15 protein-coding genes are annotated in these 17,481 nt (G+C 71.9%); 5 read left to right on the top strand and 10 right to left on the bottom strand.

Annotation, left to right across the window (positions count from 1 at the left end; genetic code table 11):
• Positions 1-8: 8 nt before the first annotated feature.
• Together IEZ24_RS09050 and IEZ24_RS09045 are read right to left on the bottom strand one after the other, a co-directional pair.
• Entirely contained in the window at positions 9-185 is a 177-nt protein-coding gene (locus IEZ24_RS09050; RefSeq protein ID WP_129455465.1) for a Trm112 family protein, read from the bottom strand.
• A 30-nt stretch (positions 186-215) separates the two neighbouring features.
• The gene (locus tag IEZ24_RS09045; protein ID WP_129455464.1) at positions 216-578 is read right to left on the bottom strand and encodes a DUF3499 domain-containing protein; all 363 of its coding nucleotides are present in this window, start codon (positions 576-578) and stop codon (positions 216-218) included.
• Between the two features lie 49 nt (positions 579-627).
• Here IEZ24_RS09045 and IEZ24_RS09040 point away from each other — a divergent pair, with 49 nt between their 5' ends.
• Complete coding sequence (locus IEZ24_RS09040; protein ID WP_242498503.1) at positions 628-1,059, top strand: metallopeptidase family protein; 432 nt, start codon at positions 628-630, stop codon at positions 1,057-1,059.
• Between the two features lie 18 nt (positions 1,060-1,077).
• On the opposite strand, the gene IEZ24_RS09035 is transcribed toward IEZ24_RS09040, so the two are convergent.
• From IEZ24_RS09035 to IEZ24_RS09025, 3 genes are all read right to left on the bottom strand, one after another.
• Complete coding sequence (locus IEZ24_RS09035) at positions 1,078-2,379, bottom strand: DUF5719 family protein (RefSeq protein ID WP_129455463.1); 1,302 nt, start codon at positions 2,377-2,379, stop codon at positions 1,078-1,080.
• A gap of 85 nt (positions 2,380-2,464) precedes the next feature.
• Positions 2,465-5,401 carry a glycosyltransferase family 2 protein gene (locus tag IEZ24_RS09030; protein ID WP_129455462.1) on the bottom strand — a complete coding sequence of 979 codons (2,937 nt, stop codon included), beginning with the start codon at positions 5,399-5,401 and terminating at the stop codon, positions 2,465-2,467.
• Between the two features lie 71 nt (positions 5,402-5,472).
• Positions 5,473-5,730, bottom strand: a complete 258-nt coding sequence (locus IEZ24_RS09025; RefSeq protein ID WP_056605988.1) for a WhiB family transcriptional regulator — start codon at positions 5,728-5,730, stop codon at positions 5,473-5,475.
• Between the two features lie 144 nt (positions 5,731-5,874).
• Here IEZ24_RS09025 and cofD point away from each other — a divergent pair, with 144 nt between their 5' ends.
• The 4 genes from cofD to IEZ24_RS09005 all read left to right on the top strand — a co-directional run bounded on the left by cofD (position 5,875) and on the right by IEZ24_RS09005 (position 9,377).
• Entirely contained in the window at positions 5,875-6,903 is a 1,029-nt protein-coding gene (gene cofD, locus IEZ24_RS09020; RefSeq protein ID WP_129455461.1) for a 2-phospho-L-lactate transferase, read from the top strand.
• A complete protein-coding gene (cofE, locus tag IEZ24_RS09015) occupies positions 6,900-7,802 on the top strand; it encodes a coenzyme F420-0:L-glutamate ligase (RefSeq protein WP_129455460.1) in 903 nt (300 codons plus the stop codon). Before cofD ends, cofE begins: the two co-directional genes overlap by 4 nt.
• A gap of 92 nt (positions 7,803-7,894) precedes the next feature.
• The gene (locus tag IEZ24_RS09010) at positions 7,895-8,632 is read left to right on the top strand and encodes a DUF3105 domain-containing protein (RefSeq protein ID WP_129455459.1); all 738 of its coding nucleotides are present in this window, start codon (positions 7,895-7,897) and stop codon (positions 8,630-8,632) included.
• A 31-nt stretch (positions 8,633-8,663) separates the two neighbouring features.
• Entirely contained in the window at positions 8,664-9,377 is a 714-nt protein-coding gene (locus IEZ24_RS09005; protein WP_129455458.1) for a TIGR03089 family protein, read from the top strand.
• 21 nt (positions 9,378-9,398) lie between these two features.
• Here the strand turns inward: IEZ24_RS09005 and IEZ24_RS09000 are convergent, their stop codons facing one another.
• The 5 genes from IEZ24_RS09000 to glf form a co-directional block, all read right to left on the bottom strand.
• Positions 9,399-12,140 carry an FG-GAP-like repeat-containing protein gene (locus IEZ24_RS09000; protein ID WP_129455457.1) on the bottom strand — a complete coding sequence of 914 codons (2,742 nt, stop codon included), beginning with the start codon at positions 12,138-12,140 and terminating at the stop codon, positions 9,399-9,401.
• 297 nt (positions 12,141-12,437) lie between these two features.
• Positions 12,438-13,268, bottom strand: coding sequence for an ABC transporter ATP-binding protein (locus tag IEZ24_RS08995; RefSeq protein ID WP_129455456.1), 831 nt, complete (start codon positions 13,266-13,268; stop codon positions 12,438-12,440).
• Positions 13,268-14,224, bottom strand: a complete 957-nt coding sequence (locus IEZ24_RS08990) for an ABC transporter permease (protein ID WP_242498501.1) — start codon at positions 14,222-14,224, stop codon at positions 13,268-13,270. The genes IEZ24_RS08995 and IEZ24_RS08990 overlap by 1 nt, the downstream gene beginning before the upstream one ends.
• Entirely contained in the window at positions 14,221-16,251 is a 2,031-nt protein-coding gene (locus IEZ24_RS08985; RefSeq protein ID WP_129455455.1) for a glycosyltransferase, read from the bottom strand. The genes IEZ24_RS08990 and IEZ24_RS08985 overlap by 4 nt, the downstream gene beginning before the upstream one ends.
• Positions 16,248-17,456, bottom strand: a complete 1,209-nt coding sequence (glf, locus tag IEZ24_RS08980) for a UDP-galactopyranose mutase (protein ID WP_129455454.1) — start codon at positions 17,454-17,456, stop codon at positions 16,248-16,250. Before glf ends, IEZ24_RS08985 begins: the two co-directional genes overlap by 4 nt.
• Positions 17,457-17,481 lie beyond the last annotated feature (25 nt).

Raw genomic sequence — 17,481 nt, 5'->3', positions numbered from 1 at the left:
CTCAGCTCTCAGTCGGGCTTGCGGGCCTCGTCGACGAGCAGCACGGGGATGTCGTCGCGGACGGGATAGGCGTTGCCGCACCCCTGGCACACGAGCTCCTCGGCGCCGTCGGTCGTCTCCGGCGACAGCACGCCGTGGCAGGCCGGGCAGACGATGATGCTCAGCAGCTGCTGGTCGATGTTCACGCCGATGATCCTAGGGGGTGGACGAGGGGTTCAGTCAGTGGGCGTGAGCACCCGGAGGTGGCCGCGCTTGGCGCCGCGGGTGGAGTCGTCGGCGGAGTGCAGGGGCACCGGGGTCGGCGCCGGGCGGGCCGCCTCGCGCACGGCGTCGGCCAGCGCGAGCAGGTCGTCGCTGCTCGGACCCTGCGCCTTCGGGTCCGGGGCCAGCCGGAGCACCTCCCAGCCGCGGGGCGCGGACAGCCGCTCGCTGTGCGTCTCGCACAGGTCGTAGGCGTGCGGCTCGGCGTACGTCGCCAGCGGGCCGAGGACGGCGGTCTGGTCGGCGTAGACGTAGGTCAGCGTGTTGACCGCAGGACGGCCACACGCCGTCCGCGAACAACGACGGGCAAGGCTCACGCCGCCGACGCTACCCGGCGCACGCACGCGCGGCGATTAGGCTCGCGGCGTGGACGACGTGAGGCCGAGGACGCGTGACCGGCGCGGCCGGGGCATGCGCGGTCCGGGCGTGGTGCCGGTGGATCCCCGCACCCCCGTCCTGCGGACCGCGCGGCAGCGGTTCGACCAGCTGGTGCTCGACGTCGTGACGCCGCTCGACGAGAAGTGGCAGCGCCACCTCGGCCTGGTCGAGTACGCCGTCGAGGACACGCCGATGCTGCCCGACGACTGGGGCGACGAGACCGTGCCCCTGTCGTCGCTGGTGCGCGGCAAGGGTCAGGAGCCGACCCGGCTGGTGATCTTCCGCCGCCCGATCGAGCACCGCTCCACCACCCGCGACGAGCTCGAGGCGCTGGTCCACACGGTGGTCGTCGAGCAGCTCGCCGAGCTGCTCAACCTCACGCCCGGGCAGGTCGACGAGAGGTACGGCGACGAGCCGTGACCGGGCCGACGGGGACCGCTAGCGCTGCGCCGGTCGTACGTCGGGCACCTGGCTGGTCGTCTCCAGCTGCGACAGCGGGAGGACGGACAGTCCGCGGTCGGTGACCTCGAGGGCGGCGACCACACCCGTCCGCTCGACGCCGACCACCGCGAGCACCGCGTCGTCGGGCAGCCGCAGCCGGGACGCGGTCGCGGGGTCGACCTCGACACGCCGCTCGCGCACGACCGGGTTGCCGTCGGCGTCCCAGGCCCGCAGCGTCACCACACCGGGAGCGTCGGCGCCGACGAGGACGAGCCGCTTGGAACCGTCCGGCAGGGCCACCGCCGCCTCCCCGGTGACGGTGGACCCGGCCACCGACAGCGCGAGGTCGGTGGCGGTGCGCGTGCGCAGGGAGGCGGTCACCGGACCGGTCGACTCCAGCCGCAGCGCCTGTACGCCCTGCAGCGCCGGTCCGCGCAGCACGCCGCTGAGGTCGACCTCGCGGACCGACCCGGGCGCGACGGTGACCTCCTCGACCCCGGCCGGGGCGAACTCGCTCTCCTCGCTCGCCAGCTTGAGCGCCACCCGGACCTCGCTGTCGCCCGGGTTGGCGACGGTGAGCACGCGGTCGGCGGCAGACGTGCCGAGGCCGGCGACGTAGGACGTGGTGGCCGGCGCTGCCTGGGCCGGCAGCCACTCGCGCACCGGGGCGTCGCGGCCCACGGGATCGACCACGTCGACCACGGTGGAGGCCAGCCGGCCACGGGTGACGGTGACCCGTACGGCGAGGGCGTCCCGGTTGGGGACGACGGTGGCCAGGTCGAAGGACGTGGAGCGCCCGCCGGGCACCCGCACTCCTCGCAGGGCGGGGACGTCGACGACGCCGCTGCCGTCCCACACGGTGACGTCGGCGACGGCCGGACCCTTGTCGGGGTTGACGAGCGTGAGCGTCGAGGCGTGCTCGGCCGAGGCGCCGACCCCGGTGAACCACCGCTCGGGCGCCGGGCTGTCGCACCCGAGCGCGGACCCGGCGCCGGAGCGGGACACCACCAGGCCGGGCGCGGTCTCCCCGCTGGCGCCGACCACGACGTACTGGCGCTCGGTGCGCGCGGCGACGCCGTCGACCAGCGTCTCGGCGTCCTCCTCGCGACCCACCCGCAGCGCGATCTCGCCGGAGGCGAGGGAGCTGCTGCCGAAGCGGACCTCGTCCGCGCCCGGCAGCCGGGGCGGGCACACCGCGGTGGCCCGGTCGAGCGGCGCGTCGGCGGGCGCGCGGGTGGTCGGCGCCTCCTCGGCCGGGCGGACCACGGCGAGGGCGGCCACCGTCAGCAGTGGGATCACGACGGCGAGGATCGTGAGGGGCGAGGGACGGCCGCGGGTCGTCTCGGCGACCCGCCGACGACCACCCCCCGTGCTGGGATCCGGCTCAGTCATCGCGTCCTCCGTCCCGACGCTGCCGCACCGTGGGCGCGGCCAGCACGAGGGCGACCGCGACGGCCAGGCCCTGCAGGACCAGGAGCGCCGAGCGCCACCACGAGCCGGGACCATCCACGGCCGACGGGTCGAGCGGGCGGTCGACCCGCCACGCCCGGGTGCTGCGGTCCTCGGCACTGGCCTGCTCGAGGCCGGAGGTCGCGTCGAGGAGCGAGGAGATCCGGCCGTCGGCGGGCGAGCCGAGCACGACGTACTCGACACCGCGCGCGCCCAGCGCCGCCACGACGGCCGGCGTGGGCGAGGACACCAGGGCGCGCACCTCGTCGGTGAGCTCGGCGTCCTCCTCGGCGAGGGTGAGGATCTCGTCCTCCCCCACGGTCGTGCCGTCGTCGCGGCGGATGCGGTAGGTGATGCCGTCGTCGACGGAGCCGCCGAGCACCAGCACCCCGTGCTCCTGGCCGAGCAGCGAGCTCTGCTGCATGTAGACCGGGACGGTCTGGTCCACGTCGCGCGTCATCGCGTCGTCCGGGGTGGTGAGCCACCAGCCGAGGCCGCCGACCGGCACCGCCGCGGCGACCACGGCGAGCGCGGTCGCCACGCCCCGCTGCCACCACGGGTGGTGGTCGGCGAGGCGGCGGAGGTAGGCGTCGGCGCCCAGCACGACCGCCACGACCGCGGTGCCCTGCAGGATCACCACGAACAGGCCCAGGCTGGGACGGGTGGTCACTGAGGGCAGGTCGAGGGTCAGGTGCGACAGCACGCCCGAGACGACCGCGGCGGCCAGGGCGACCAGCCAGCAGATCACGACGGACACGCGCGTACGTCGCGGGAGGAGCGCTGCGAGGGCGAGCAGGCCGAGCACCAGCCCGAGCCACCACGGCGCACCGAGGTCGTTGAGCCGGCCGGTCACCAGGCCCCCGAAGGTGACCTCGTCGACGGTGAGCCGACCGGCCTCCAGCAGCAGCCCGGCCGCGGAGCCGGTGGTGAGCAGCGGCAGCAGCCAGGGGGCGAGGAGCAGCGGGGTCGCGGCGACCGCGACGACCGGCGGTCCCCAGCTGTCGCGCTCGCGCAGCAACCGGGGCGCGATGACGGCCGCGGCGCCGAGCACGACGGCGGTGGCCAGCAGGGCGAAGAGCCAGAAGCCCGGCACGAAGGCCGCGCCGAGGGCGAGCAGCAGGGCCGTACGCCAGGCGGCGCGCCAACGCCGGTCACGGTCGGGGTCGACGAAGCCCAGCGCGGCGTGGGCGGCCCACGGCAGGAGCGCGGCCACCGCGACCGTGCCGAACCGTCCCTCCGCCCAAGCGCCCGAGGTCACGGGGACCAGGGCGTAGGTGAGGGCACCCCACACCAGGAGCCAGCGCGGCAGGCCGAGCGGGTCCACCAGCCGGCCGACGACCTTGAGCAACCGCCAGGCGCCCCACGCGGCCACGGGCACCGCGAGCAGCATGAGCCCGGACACCACGGCACCGGTGTTGCCGAGCAGGAACGTCGCGGCGAGCGCGAAGGGCAGGACGTAGGCGGGCGCCGGCACGTCGGTGCCGCTGCCCAGCGGGTGCCAGGTGGCGAGGTGCAGCCGCCACCAGTCGCCCGCGGCCTCGGGCACCGGCGACAGCGCGCCGCCGGTGATCGCCCCGAACGCCTCGCGCCCGGCGAGCAGCGCCAGCACGCCGAAGAGCGCGATCACGACGGCGACGGGGTTGGTGAAGAAGCGGGCCACGATGCCGGTGTCGGTGAGGTAGGCCTCCTCGTCGTCGTCCTCCGACGAGGTGCCAGGGCCGCGGCGCTGCTGGCGCGCCGCCGCCGGAACCGCGTCGGCCTCCTGGGCGAGCCGGCGTCGCTCCGCGACGTCGGCGGCCTGGCTGGTCGCCGCGGAGGCGAGGTCGGTGACGAAGTCGAGGCCGTGGCGGTAGGGCAGCCACGCGGGCGCCAGCAGGCGGCGTACGGAGTCCTGCCGCGGCGGCTCGTCCCCGCGGCGCCGGGCCCGCTCGCGCCGGGCGGCGAGCACCTGGCGCGGCCGGCCGTGCACCGAGAGGGCGGCGGCGAGCTCGTCGAGGGCCTCGCCCACCGAACGCACCGCGAGGAAGCCGACCACGCGCAGCAGCGATCCGAGGAAGAGCCGGACGTACTGCCACGCGAACCCGCGCGCGGACACGTTGGCCAGCGACGTGAACAGGGCGGCGCGCCGCTCCTGGTAGTGCGTGTGCCGCCCGGTCAGGGGCGTACGCCGGATGCCACGGTGGGCCGCCTCGGCGTGGAAGACGACGGCCTGCGGCACCACCAGCGTGCGGTGCCCGGCCAGCGCGGCGCGCCAGCCGAAGTCGATGTCGTTGCCGAAGATCGGCAGCTCCTCGTCGAGACCGCCGAGCGACTCCAGCACGCGGCGCCGCACGAGCATGCCGGCGGTGTTGACGGCCAGCACCTCGCGGACGGCGTCGTGCTGGCCCTGGTCGTACTCGCCGCGCTCCAGACCGGTCTCGCGGTGCCCGGTGCCGGTGATGGTCAGGCCGACCTCCAGCAGACGCCGCAGCGAGGGCCACTCGCGCAGCTTGGGCCCGAGGATCGCGGTGCCGGGGTGGTCCTCGGCGGCGGCGAGCAGCTCGGCGAGGGCCGTGGGATCGGGGTTGCTGTCGTCGTGGAGCAACCAGATCCACTCGTCGTCGTCGGCCTCACCCGTCGGGGTGGACGCGAGCTCGAGGCCGTGGCGGACGGCCGCCGGATAGCTCGTCGACCCCGGCACGACGGCCAGCTCGAGACGGTCGCCCAGAGGGCCACCGAGCGCGTCGCGGATCATCTCGACGCTGTCGTCGCGGCTCGTGGTGTCGACGGCCACGACGCGGTCCACCGGGAGGGTCTGCCCGATCAGACCAGTCAGAACAGCTGGGAGCCATCGCGCCCCGTCGTGACTGACGAGAAGCGCTGTGACGGTCACCGGAGCACCCTAGCGAGGCACTCCGCGCTCCACGAAACCGCCGGTTTGGTGCTGGAGGACTGGTGGAATCCTCAGACGGCGCGCTTCTTCAGCTTGCGGCGCTCCCGCTCCGAGAGACCGCCCCAGATGCCGAAGCGCTCGTCGTTCATCAACGCGTACTCGAGGCAGTCGTCGCGGACCTCGCACGTCAGGCAGACCTTCTTGGCCTCCCTGGTGGAGCCGCCCTTCTCGGGGAAGAACGCCTCCGGGTCCGTCTGCGCGCACAGGGCGCGGTCCTGCCAACCGAACTCCTCGCCCTCAGGCTCGAGGAGAAACAGTTCTGCTCTCATGGCTGACGCCCTTTCGACCCTGGTTTTTCAGAACTGAACGACTCGCGTTCAACCTAACGACACTGTGGGAATTACATGCCTGTCGTACCCACGAAGTCAAGCCCGGATCTGATATGGCCGTTCCGCTTCCGGCAGGCTGTTCCTATGCCATCATCGACGCTCGTGCTCCGCCGTATCACCGTCCTCTCCGGAGGGGTGGGCGGGGCCCGCTTCATCCAGGGCCTCCTCCACGGCCTGCGCACCGGCGTGGTGCCGGGCGCGTCCGCCGCCACCGAGGTCACCGTGGTGGCCAACACCGCCGACGACTGGTGGATCCACGGGTTGAAGGTCTGCCCCGACCTCGACACGGTCATGTACACCCTCGGTGACGGCATCGACGTCGAGCGGGGGTGGGGGCGCCGCGACGAGACGTGGAGCGCGAAGACCGAGCTCGAGGCGTACGGCGTGGAGCCGACGTGGTTCGGGCTGGGCGACCGCGACATCGCCACCCACCTCGTGCGCACCCAGATGCTCGAGGCCGGCTTCACCCTCTCGCAGGTCACCGAGGCGCTGTGCCGCCGGTGGCAGCCCGGCGTACGGCTGCTCCCGATGACCGACGACCGGGTCGAGACCCACGTCGCGATCGCCGACGCCGACAGCCCGAGCGGGCGCCGGGTGGTGCACTTCCAGGAGTACTGGGTGCGGCTGCGGGCATCGGTGCCCGCGGAGGCCGTGGTCGTCGTCGGGCAGGACGCCGCCGTCCCCGCCCCGGGCGTGCTGGACGCGATCACCGACGCCGACCTCGTGGTGCTGCCGCCGTCGAACCCCGTCGTGTCCGTCGGCACCATCCTCGGCGTGCCGGGCGTCCGGGACGCCGTGCGGTCCACGCCGGCGCCCGTCGTCGGCCTCTCCCCCATCGTCGGCGGCTCCCACGTCCACGGCATGGCCGCGCAGATGCTGACCAGCATCGGCGTCGAGGTCGGCGCCGGCGCGGTCGGGGCCCACTACGGCGCCCGCTCCTCCGGAGGGGTGCTCGACGCCTGGCTCGTCGACGAGCGCGACGCCGAGCAGGTGCCGGCGCTGGAGGCGGCCGGCCTGCGCGCCGCGGCCGTCCCGCTGATGATGGACGGCCCCGACGCCACCGCGGCGATGGCCGCGGCGGCGGTCTCCCTCGCAGCGGGCGACACCGCATGACCCGGCTCGAGGTGTGGGCTCCGGACGGGTTCCCCGAGGTGGCCGCGGGCGACGACCTCGCCATCCTGGTGCTCGCCGCGCTCGGCGGCGGGACCGACCTCGTCGACGGCGACGTGGTGTGCGTGACCAGCAAGGTGGTCAGCAAGGCAGAGGGCCGCACCCGGGTCGGCGACCGCGAGGCCGCGATCGACGAGGAGACCGAGCGCCTCGTCGCGCGCCGCGGCGCGACCCGCATCGTGCGCAACCGGCTCGGGCTCATCATGGCCGCCGCCGGCGTCGACGCCTCCAACGTCGCACCCGGGTCGGTCGTGCTGCTCCCCCTCGACCCCGACGCCTCGGCGCGGGCCCTGCGCCGCGAGGTCCACGCCCGCACCGGCACCAACGTGGCCGTGGTCGTCACCGACACGTCCGGACGCGCCTGGCGCGAGGGCCAGACCGACATCGCGGTCGGCGCCGCCGGCCTGCTGGTGGCCGAGGACTTCGCGGGCCGCACCGACCCGCACGGCAACCCCCTCGTCGTGACCCTCCCCGCCGTCGCCGACGAGATCGCCGGAGCCGCCGAGCTCGTGCAGGGCAAGCTCGGCGGACGCCCCGTGGCGATCGTCCGGGGGCGCGCCGACCTGGTGCTGCCGCCCGACGACGACGGGCCCGGCGCCGCGTCCCTCGTGCGCGCCGAGGGCGGCGACCTGTTCGGGTGGGGTGCGCGCGAGGCCGTCGTACGCGCCCTGGTCGGGGACGAGGCGGACCGGGCGCCGTTCGGGCAGGAGGCGGACGCCGATGAGCTGTCCGCGGCCCTGCGCCGGCTGCCCGACGCCGCCGACCGGACCGCGGCGGCGGCCGTCTGCTTCGCGCACGGGTGGCGCCTCGAGGACTGGGAGCGGGACCGCCCGCAGGCGTGAAGGGCGGCGTCGTGTGCGTCGTGTCACCTGCGACTACGTAGACTCTGCCAGCGCAGACCTACCCAGCACTCGACCGAGAGACACCGAGCACCGTGGCCAAGCAGGCAAAGACCGACCGTCAGGCGGTCATCGACTCCATCCGCTCCCAGCAGTCCAAGCGCGAGAACCGGCGCGGCATGGCGATCGTGGGCGCGAGCGTCCTCGTCGCCCTGCTCATCGTGGGAGCGGCTGCGTTCAAGCCGGTCAAGGACTGGTGGGACCTGCGGGCGTACGCCTCCGCCTCGCTCAGCGACATCGGCGCGAAGGCGTCGGCCTGCCAGGACGTCACCACCAAGTCCGCCGAGGGCAGCCAGGACCACGTCGAGGTCGGCACCCCGCTGAGCTACCCCGACGCCCCGCCGGCCTTCGGCCAGCACTGGAACATGTGGGACAGCATGGACCGCAAGCTCTACACCGAGTCCGACCGTCCCGAGCTCGGCGAGCTCGTGCACAACCTCGAGCACGGCTTCACGATCCTGTGGTACGACGAGACCGTCGCCGACGACTCCGAGCAGATGGACGAGCTGCGCGGCATCGCCTCCAAGCTCCAGGGCACCGACAACCTGCGCGACAAGTTCAAGGCCGTGCCGTGGACCTCCGAGGACGGCAAGGCCTTCCCCGACGGCCAGCACGTCGCCTTCACCCACTGGTCGCTCGGCGGCGTGGGCGAGACCGACCCGTCCAAGCAGGTCGGCGTCTGGCAGTACTGCTCCGACGTCAGCGGCGCGGCGCTGGAGCAGTTCATGGAGGACTACCCCTACATGGACTCCCCCGAGCCCAACGCCGTCTGACCCGGCAGCCCGAATCCTTGGGAGTCCACCGATGAGCACCTTCGCGGAGGTGCTGGCCGCCCAGCTGCGGCGGGACCCCGGGCGGCCGCTGCTCACCTTCTACGACCACGCCACCGACGAGCGGGTCGAGCTGTCGGTGACGACCTACGCCAACTGGGTGGCCAAGGCGTCCGGCCTGCTCACCGACGTCGTCGACCTCGAACGCGGCATGTCGTTGCGCATCGACCTGCCCCCGCACTGGCTCTCGCCCGTCTTCCTCGGCGCCGCCTGGACCGTCGGCCTGCGCGTCACGACGTCTGACGACCCGGACGCCGTGGTGTGCGGGCCCGAGGGCCTGGACCGGTGGGCGCCGCGCGCCGCCACGATCCCCGTCCTCGCCTGCAGCCTGCGCCCGCTGGGCGTGCGGTTCGCCGAGCCCCTGCCGGCGGGCGTGCTCGACGTCGGCGTCGAGATCTGGTCCCAGCCCGACGGCTTCACGGCCTGGGACCCGCCCACCGACGACGACCTCGCCACCGACGACCTGACCCAGGCCCGGCTGTGGAGCAACGACCTGACGGCCGCCGTCGGGAGCTCCCTCACCGACGGCGGCCGTCTTCTGTCGGTGGCCGACCCGGCTTCCCCACCAGGAATGGCCACCTTCACCGAGCCCCTCGGACGAGGCGGCTCGCTGGTCCTTGTCCGCAATCCCGACCCGGCTCGCCTCGACGGCGTCTACGACGCCGAGCGGGCGACTGCCCGGGCCTGATCGCGGTCCTGTCCTCGCCGGTCACCCGGCCAGGTCGAAGGCCCCCAGTCCCTCGCCGAGCACTCGCGGGCTCGAGACGCCCTTCTTGCGGCCGGTGTAGACGTACGCCACCCCGCTGGCGCGGTCGCGCACGATGTAGTCGCCCTGGCCCTTGAGCGTCATGGCCTGCACCCCGAGGACCCAGTCGAAGCCCGACAGGTCCGAGGGCAGCCCGGCCGGGGAGGACACCCCGCCCTTGACCGGGACCGGGTCGGCGAAGCCGGTGCCGTTGCCCGTCCAGACGTTCAGCCGGCCCGCGGTCGTACCGATCAGGTCGGGCAGGCCGTCACCGGTCACGTCGCCCACCGCGGTGAGGCCCGAGACGGCGGTCCAGCCGCTGCCGATCACCCGGCCGGGCGCGAGCGCGCCGGTGCCGTTGCCGGAGAAGAGCCACAGCCTGCCGGCGGTGTCGCGGGTGAGGACGTCGCCGAAGCCGTCGCGGTCGACGTCACCGGCGTTGAGGATGCGGTCCATGCCGGCGAAGGAGACGCCGGTGTCGATCGGCGAGCCGAGCTCGAAGGTGTCGCGGTTCGCGACCACGACGAGCTGCTTGCCGGCGACGCCGATGAGGTCCGCGCCCGCGCCGCCGACCAGGTTGGCGCCGGTGATCCACCGCATCGACTTGAGGTTGGTGGCGGGCCCGAGCGCCGCGCCGTACGTCCCGTCGCCGCGACCGGGCAGGAGCATCATCTTGCCCGCCGAGTTGCGGACCACGATGTCGGAGCGGCCGTCACCGTTGAAGTCGCCGGCGACCATCCGGTTGAACGTGCTCCACCTGCCTGCCAGCCGCTGGGGCGGGGCGAAGCGGCCCGTGCCGTAGCCGGTCTGGAGGAACGCGCGGTTCTTGGTGCGCAGCAGCAGGTCGGCCCGGCCGTCGCCGTTGACGTCCCCGGCTCCGACGATCTGGCGGTAGCCGCTGTAGCCCTTGCGGGTGACCTTGCGGGAGAACCCGCCCTTGCCGGTCGCGAGCAGGACGGTGAGCCGGCCCTTGAAGCGGGCGACGAGGTCGTTGCGCCCGTCGCCGTCGACGTCGCCCGCCGCGGTGATGAGCGAGTAGCCGCGCAGCGACATCTTGCGGGTGGTGGCGCCGAACTTGCCGTTGCCCTTGCCGGCCCGGACGCGGACCACGCCGGACTTGTCGGCGGTCACCAGGTCGGCCAGGCCGTCGCCGGTGAGGTCGGGCGAGACGAGCACGTCCGCGCGCTTGTCCCAGCCGCTCTTGCCGACAACGAGGCGCTTCTGGAACGAGGTGAGACCGCCGGTCGGCAGGACCAGGCCACGACCGTCCGCGGCCCTCCGGACCACGAGGTCCGGGTAGGGCGAGGCGTCGAGGTTGTTCTGCGGGTTCGGCGCGGACACCGCGATCGGCGTCGGCCCGGTGGGGACGGTCGGGGCGGCCGACGAGGCGTACGTCCGGATCGTCGGCAGCTGGGCGTACAGGTACTTGCCCGGGCAGGCGGTGGAGCCGGCGTCACGGTGGCCGTTGATCGCCGCGAAGGTGCGGCTGCCGATCCTCTGCGAGGTGGAGGCCGGGTTGACCCCGTGCAGCGAGAGCTTCCAGGCGAACAGCGAGCCGTAGGCGCGCAGCATCACGTCCGTCGGCTGCACCACGTCGAAGTTGCCGATGGCCGACATCGCGAACGAGTAGTCGTTGTAGTTGAGGGTGTGCGCGCCGACGACGGGGCGGTCGATGCCGCCGTAGCGGCCCTCCCAGATCCGGCCGAACCGGTCGACGAGGAAGTTGTATCCGATGTCGCTCCAGCCGCGGGACTTCACGTGGTAGGCGTAGATGCTGCGGAGGATCGCCGGCACCTGGGCCTCGGAGTAGTCGTTGGCGTTGACCGTGTGGTGGACGAAGCCGCCGCTGATCGAGCCGTAGCGCAGGGCGCCCTTGTTGCGGATGCTCTCGTCCGCGCCCCACTGGGCCCGGGAGAAGATCGTGGGCTGCGCGGCGGCCCTCTGGCTGGTGGCGACCGTGGCGGACTGGAGCGCGATGCCCTCCTCCGCGGCGTCCGTGCCGTCCTGCTGGGCGAAGTCGTCGTCGTACGACGCGCTGGGGTCACCGGTGGGCTGGCCGGAGGACTGGTCGGCCGGCGCCTCGGTCTCGCTCTTCTTCGCCGAGCCGGGGTCGACGAGGGCGAGGGAGAGGTCGTCGGGCAGCACGACACCGTCGGTGCTGGCCTCGACCTGGACCTCGTCGACCTCACCGACGAAGGTGGGCTCGGTGCCGGGCCGCGCGTTCGCGCCCTCGGCGCTGTCGGGGTCCGGGCCGTGCTCGTCGTGGTACTGGAGGTCCTCCCACGCGCTCCACTCCTCGCCCGTGCGGGTGCGGACTCGCAGCGTGATCTGGTCCTCCTCGAGCGCCTCGCCGCCCTCCCAGGTGACACCGACGGCGGAGAAGTCGGTGACCTGCTGCGGCTTGCTCACCACGCGCGCGGAGGTGGCACCGTCGGCGACCGTACGGCCCCGGAGCCCGGCGAAGCCGCCGGCGGCACCGGTGAGGGGCACCTCGGTCACGGTGGGCGTCACCGGGGCGGTGGGCACGGTGGCCGACATCAGCTCGGCGGGGGCGGAGCCGCCCAAACTCGCGGAGCCCTGACCGGGCGTCTCCCGGACGATGTCGAGGGACACCACGCCGGAGGCCGGGGTGAGCACGACGAGGACGACACCCAGGGCCAGCACCTGCTGGCAGAGGGTGACGAGACGGGCCTGGAGAGGTCGCATGAGAAATCTCTGTTCCTGTGTGGGGGAAGGTCACACAAGGCAGAAGTTCACACCAGTCACACCAGTCACGGAAGAGGTTCTGAGTAACTACAACGTTGTAATTTCCACTCGACACGCCGTTACATCGGTGTAATTTTCGCCGATTCTGGCAGATCTCTTCGTGCAAGTGCCGAAAATCGAGTCGCCACAAGGGATTTCGACGCGCCCGTCGCAGGCTCGTGCCTCGCCTGCGGGGCTTGCTCAATCTGGCCGAGCCCACGTCGCCCGCTCGTTCCTCGCGGCCGAGTGCTCGTCACATCAGATGTCGTTGGCGAGCGCGTCGTCGCGCTCGTCCTCCTCGAGCTCCTCGCCGTCCGGCTCCTCGTCGTCGCCGTCGTAGTGGAGGAACTTGATGGCCTCGTCGACGTCGCCGTCGAAGCCGACGCGCCCCTTCTCGAGGACGATCGCCCGGTCGCACATGCGCTTGACCGATCCGGCCGAGTGGCTGACGTAGAACATCGTGATCCCGGACTCGCGGATCTGCTTCATGCGCTTGAGGCACTTGCGCTTGAAGGGCCGGTCCCCCACCGCCAGGACCTCGTCGGCGATGAAGATGTCGCAGTCGACGTGCACGGCGACGGAGAAGCCGAGGCGCGCGAACATGCCGGAGGAGTAGTTGCCGACCGGGGTGTCGAGGAAGCGCCCGACGTCGGCGAACGCAGCGATGTCGTCGAACTTGGCGTCCGTCTCCTCCTTGGACATCCCGAGCATCGCGGCGTTCATGTAGATGTTGTCGCGACCGGTGAGCTCGTTGTGGAAGCCGGCACCCGTCGCGATCAGGCCGGAGATCCGCCCGCGGGTGAGCACCTGGCCCTGGTCGGGCCGCATCACCCCGCTCACGAGCTTGAGGAGGGTGGACTTGCCCGAGCCGTTGAGGCCCATCAGGCCGATGGACTCACCTTGCTGCACCTCGAAGGAGACGCCGTCGAGCGCCTTGAAGGTCTCGCTGGTGCTCTGCCCGCGCAGCTTGCCCTGCAGCACCTTCTTGAGCGTCGGGTGCGCCTGGTAGCGGAACGTCTTCGAGACGTTGTCGACGACGATCGAGGTCGTGGCCGAGGCGGTGGTCGAGGCGGTGGTCGAGGCGGCCATCAGAGGCGCTCCGGGACGGTCTTCTCGAGGCGGGCGAAGACCCACTGGCCCAGGACCAGCAGCGCCAGCCCGATGCCCAGCATGATGAACCCGCGTGGGTAGAGGTCGCTGGCGAACTCCGGCAGCGCCGCGCCGGTCGCCGGGTCCACCGCGCAGTTGGGCGCGCACGTGGGGTACCAGAAGCCGCGCTGGATGAGCATCACGGCCTCGGCGACGGGGTTGGCGAGGTAGACGCTGAGCCACGAGCTCGGGATGCGCGTCCCGTCGGCGACGATGTGGAACGGGTACATCATCGGCGCCGTGAACGGCACCATGTTGATGAACGTCTGCACGATCCGCTGGAAGTCGCGGAAGATGACGTTGACGCAGGAGAACATCAGGCCGAACGCCGTGCCGTAGACCATCATCAGCATCAGGCCGAGCAGCGCCGCTCCCATGCCGACGGCGTCGGGCACCCACATCGGGCCGTCGCCCCACCAGCCGGTGACCAGGCAGGCGATGACCAGGATGATGAACTGCGGGACCGCGTGCCAGAGCGAGACCAGCATGGACGCCACGGGGAACATCTCCCGCGGCAGCGCCATCTTGCCGATGACTCCCTTGTTGGAGAGCAGGGAGCGGGTACCGGAGGTGACCGTCTCGGTGAAGTAGTTGACCAGCACCATGCCGGCGAACAGGTGGATCGCGAAGTTCTCGAGGCCGAGGCCTCGTCCCAGCAGCAGGCCGAAGACGAAGTAGAAGGTCAGGAACCGCGTCAACGGGTTGATGTAGGACCAGAGCAGGCCGAACGCCGTCCCCGCGTAGCGCGCCTGGATCTCGCGGCGCACCATCAGCCGCAGCAGGTAGCGGCGCCGGAACACCTCGAGCACGCCGGACGTGCGCGAGGGTGGCGCCAGCGGCACGTGCGCCAGGTCGTGGCGCACCGCTACCGGCGGGGCGTCGCCCGCCTGGCTCACCCGTCCTCCCGCTCGTCGGGGGCACTGTCCGGCGCGTCCATCCACGGCGCGAAGGTCTTCTCCCACGCCTCGGGCGAGGTGATCTCCCCCAGCGCGTCGCGGTACTGCTGGGCGAGCTGCGGCCACTCGCGGTGGAAGCGACGGTGGATCTCGATGGTGCGCTTCAGCAGGTCGCGGTAGTGCGCGGGGTCGCGCCTGTAGAGGGCGACCGACGAGCCGTCGTTCATCGAGACCACGACCGAGTCGTACTTCACGAGGTTGTACCAGGCGGCGTCCATCGCGGTGAGCTCGGTCTCGGGGTAGTCCTTCGCCATCTCGCGGACCGGTCGCAGCTGGCGCAGCGGCGCCAGCGCCGCGGCGACCAGGGTCTGCTTGCGACCCGGGATCTCGATGTCGGACTTGCCCTTCTTGGGCGGCTTCTTGCGGCGTACGGGCGGGAGCTCGTCGCGGTCGGGGTGCAGCTGGGCGTCGGAGAACTGCTTGCGGAAGGAGTTGATCTCCGCGAGCTTGGTGCCCAGCTCGCCGTGCAGGGCGTGGGGCCCGCGCAGGACGTCCTCCAGGGCCAGGTGCCGCAGCTCGGCGGTGGAGTACTGCAAGGACGCGAGGTGCTTGACCTGGTGGTTGAGGCTCTCGCGCACCATCCGGCCGCCGCGCTCGTAGGGCGAGTGCAGCAGCGCCGCGATGAAGCGGTTGCGCTGGTGGAAGTAGGACTGCCAGTCGACGCCGTCGTTCTTGTCGGTCCACGGCACGTGCCACACCGCGGCACCAGGGAACGACACCGTCGGGTAGCCCGCCTGCTTGGCGCGCAGGCCGAACTCGGAGTCGTCCCACTTGATGAAGACCGGCAGCGACAGGCCGACCTCCTCGAGGACGACCCGCGGGATCAGGCACATGAACCAGCCGTTGAAGTCGACGTCGGCCCGCTTGTGCAGCCACCGCGACGAGCGGAGGTTGCGAGCGGCGAAGTCCCACTGGCTGTAGCCGTCCAGCCGGGTCTGCCACCAGAAGCGCCACGGCTGGACGATCTCGCCGAACGAGTGCAGCTGGGCGCGGCTGTAGAGGTTGAACATGTGCCCGCCGACGATCGTCGGGCGCTTGGCCAGGTCGCCGAAGGTGACGGCGCGGATGATGCCCTCGGGCTCGCAGACGACGTCGTCGTCCATCATCATGGCGTACGTCGCGGTGCCCTTGCGCACGCTCTCGAGCTGGCCGCGGGCATAGCCGCCGGAGCCGCCGAGGTTGCCCTGCACGATGACGCGCAGCTTGTCGCCGAGGCCGGCCTTCGCCGCTGGGAAGTAGTCGCTGTCGGTGACCTTGTCCTTGCCCTGGTCCATCACCATGACGGTGTCGAGGTAGGGCTGGAGCTCCTCGGCGGCACCGAGCTGGCCCAGCAGCTGGGCGCTCATGTCGGGCAGCATCGTGGTGATGCAGACGTCGACGGTGCCGTGCTCGGCCCGGTCGGCGGGCACCTCGGCGGACCACTCCGCGCCCTCGACCGTGGCGCCGTGGTCGCCGGCGACGACGTCGTACCAGTACCACCCGCCGTCGACGAACGGCTTGAGCGGGAGCGAGAAGGTGAACTCCCCTCCGTCGCCCTCGACCGTCGCGGCGTCGACGCGCTGCGAGTGGCCGCGGGCCATCGACTTGTAGACCGTGACCATCGAGCCGGCGCCGGAGATCCGCACCGTCAGCTCGACGTCGGTGACGACGGTGTGGCGACGCCAGTAGGAGGCCGGGAAGGCGTTGAAGTAGGTGCCGAACGACAGCAGCTGCGAGGGCTGGAGCCGCAGCGCGGTGCGGGACTCGATCTGGTCGGGGTGCAGCTTCTTGCCCGTGGAGGTCGACTGGCGGATCGCCGCGTTGTTGAGGTCCTTGGCGGCCTTGTCGCCACCGACGTCGTGCCGGTCGGTGTCGAGCCGGGCCTCCTCGAGGTCGACGTAGAGGGGGAAGACGTCGGTGTCGCGGTCGATCGGCAGGATCTGCCGCTGGAGCAGCCGCGTCACGGTGGTCTGGGTGGTCTCGCTCATGCCTCGATGCCTCCGCTGGTGAGCTCGGCGCCCTCGGTGAAGTGCGGCTTGAGCTTGTTGTCGTACATCGACAGCGCCGACCCGATGGCCATGTGCATGTCGAGGTACTTGTAGGTGCCCAGGCGTCCGCCGAAGAGCACCATCGGCTCGGACTTGGCCAGCTCGCGGTACTTCAGGAGCTTGGCGCGGTCGTCGGCGGTGTTGACCGGGTAGTAGGGCTCGTCGCCCTCCTCGGCGAAGCGGCTGTACTCGTGGACGATCACGCTCTTGCCGGGCAGGTGGGTCTTCTCCCGCTCCGGGTGGAAGTGCTTGAACTCGATGATCCGGGTGTAGGGCACGTCCTGGTCGTTGTAGTTGACCACGCCGGTCCCCTGGAAGTCGTCGGTGTCGACGACGCTCTCCTCGAGGTCCACGGTGCGCCAGGACAGGCGGCCCTCCGAGTTGCCGAAGTACTCGTCGACGGGGCCGGTGTAGACGATCGGGACCTTGCCCTTGTAGTCGTCGGCGACCGCGAAGAAGTCGGTCTCGAGGCGGACCTCGATGTTGGGGTGGTCGGCCATCTTGGTCAGCCAGGCGGTGTAGCCGTCGACCGGCAGGCCCTCGTAGGTGTCGCTGAACCAGCCGTTCTGGAAGGTGTAGCGCACGGGGAGGCGGGTGATGATGTCCGCGCTGAGCTCGGTGGGGTCGGTCTGCCACTGCTTGGCGGTGTAGCCCTTGATGAACGCCTCGTAGAGCGGGCGCCCGATCAGGCTGATCGCCTTCTCCTCGAGGTTGGAGGCGTCCTCGGTGGCGATCTCGCTCGACTGCTCCGCGATCAGCGCGCGAGCCTCGTCGGGGGTGTGCGACTTGCCGAAGAACTGGTTGATGAGCGCGAGGTTCATCGGCAGCGAGTAGACCTGCCCCTGGTACTTGCCGAAGACCCGGTGCTTGTAGTCGGTGAACGACGTGAACCGGTTGGCGTACTCCCAGACGCGCTCGTTGGACGTGTGGAACAGGTGCGCGCCGTACTTGTGCACCTCGACGTTGGTCTCGGGGTCGCGCTCGCTGTAGGCGTTGCCTCCGAGGTGGTGGCGACGCTCGAGGATGAGCACGCGGAGACCGAGCTCCTCGGCGCACCGCTCGGCGACGGTGAGGCCGAAGAGGCCGGCGCCGACGATGACGAGGTCGGGAAGCTGGCCGGTGTCGTGGCTGGGGGCCTGGGACAAGGGATGAACTCCTTGGGTGAGAAAC

It is taken from the genome of Nocardioides ganghwensis (assembly GCF_014779655.1).
In the GTDB taxonomy this organism is placed as follows: Bacteria; Actinomycetota; Actinomycetes; order Propionibacteriales; family Nocardioidaceae; genus Nocardioides; species Nocardioides ganghwensis.
Note: the sequence above shows the minus strand (reverse complement) of the source record. Positions and strands in the feature narration are given on the sequence as shown.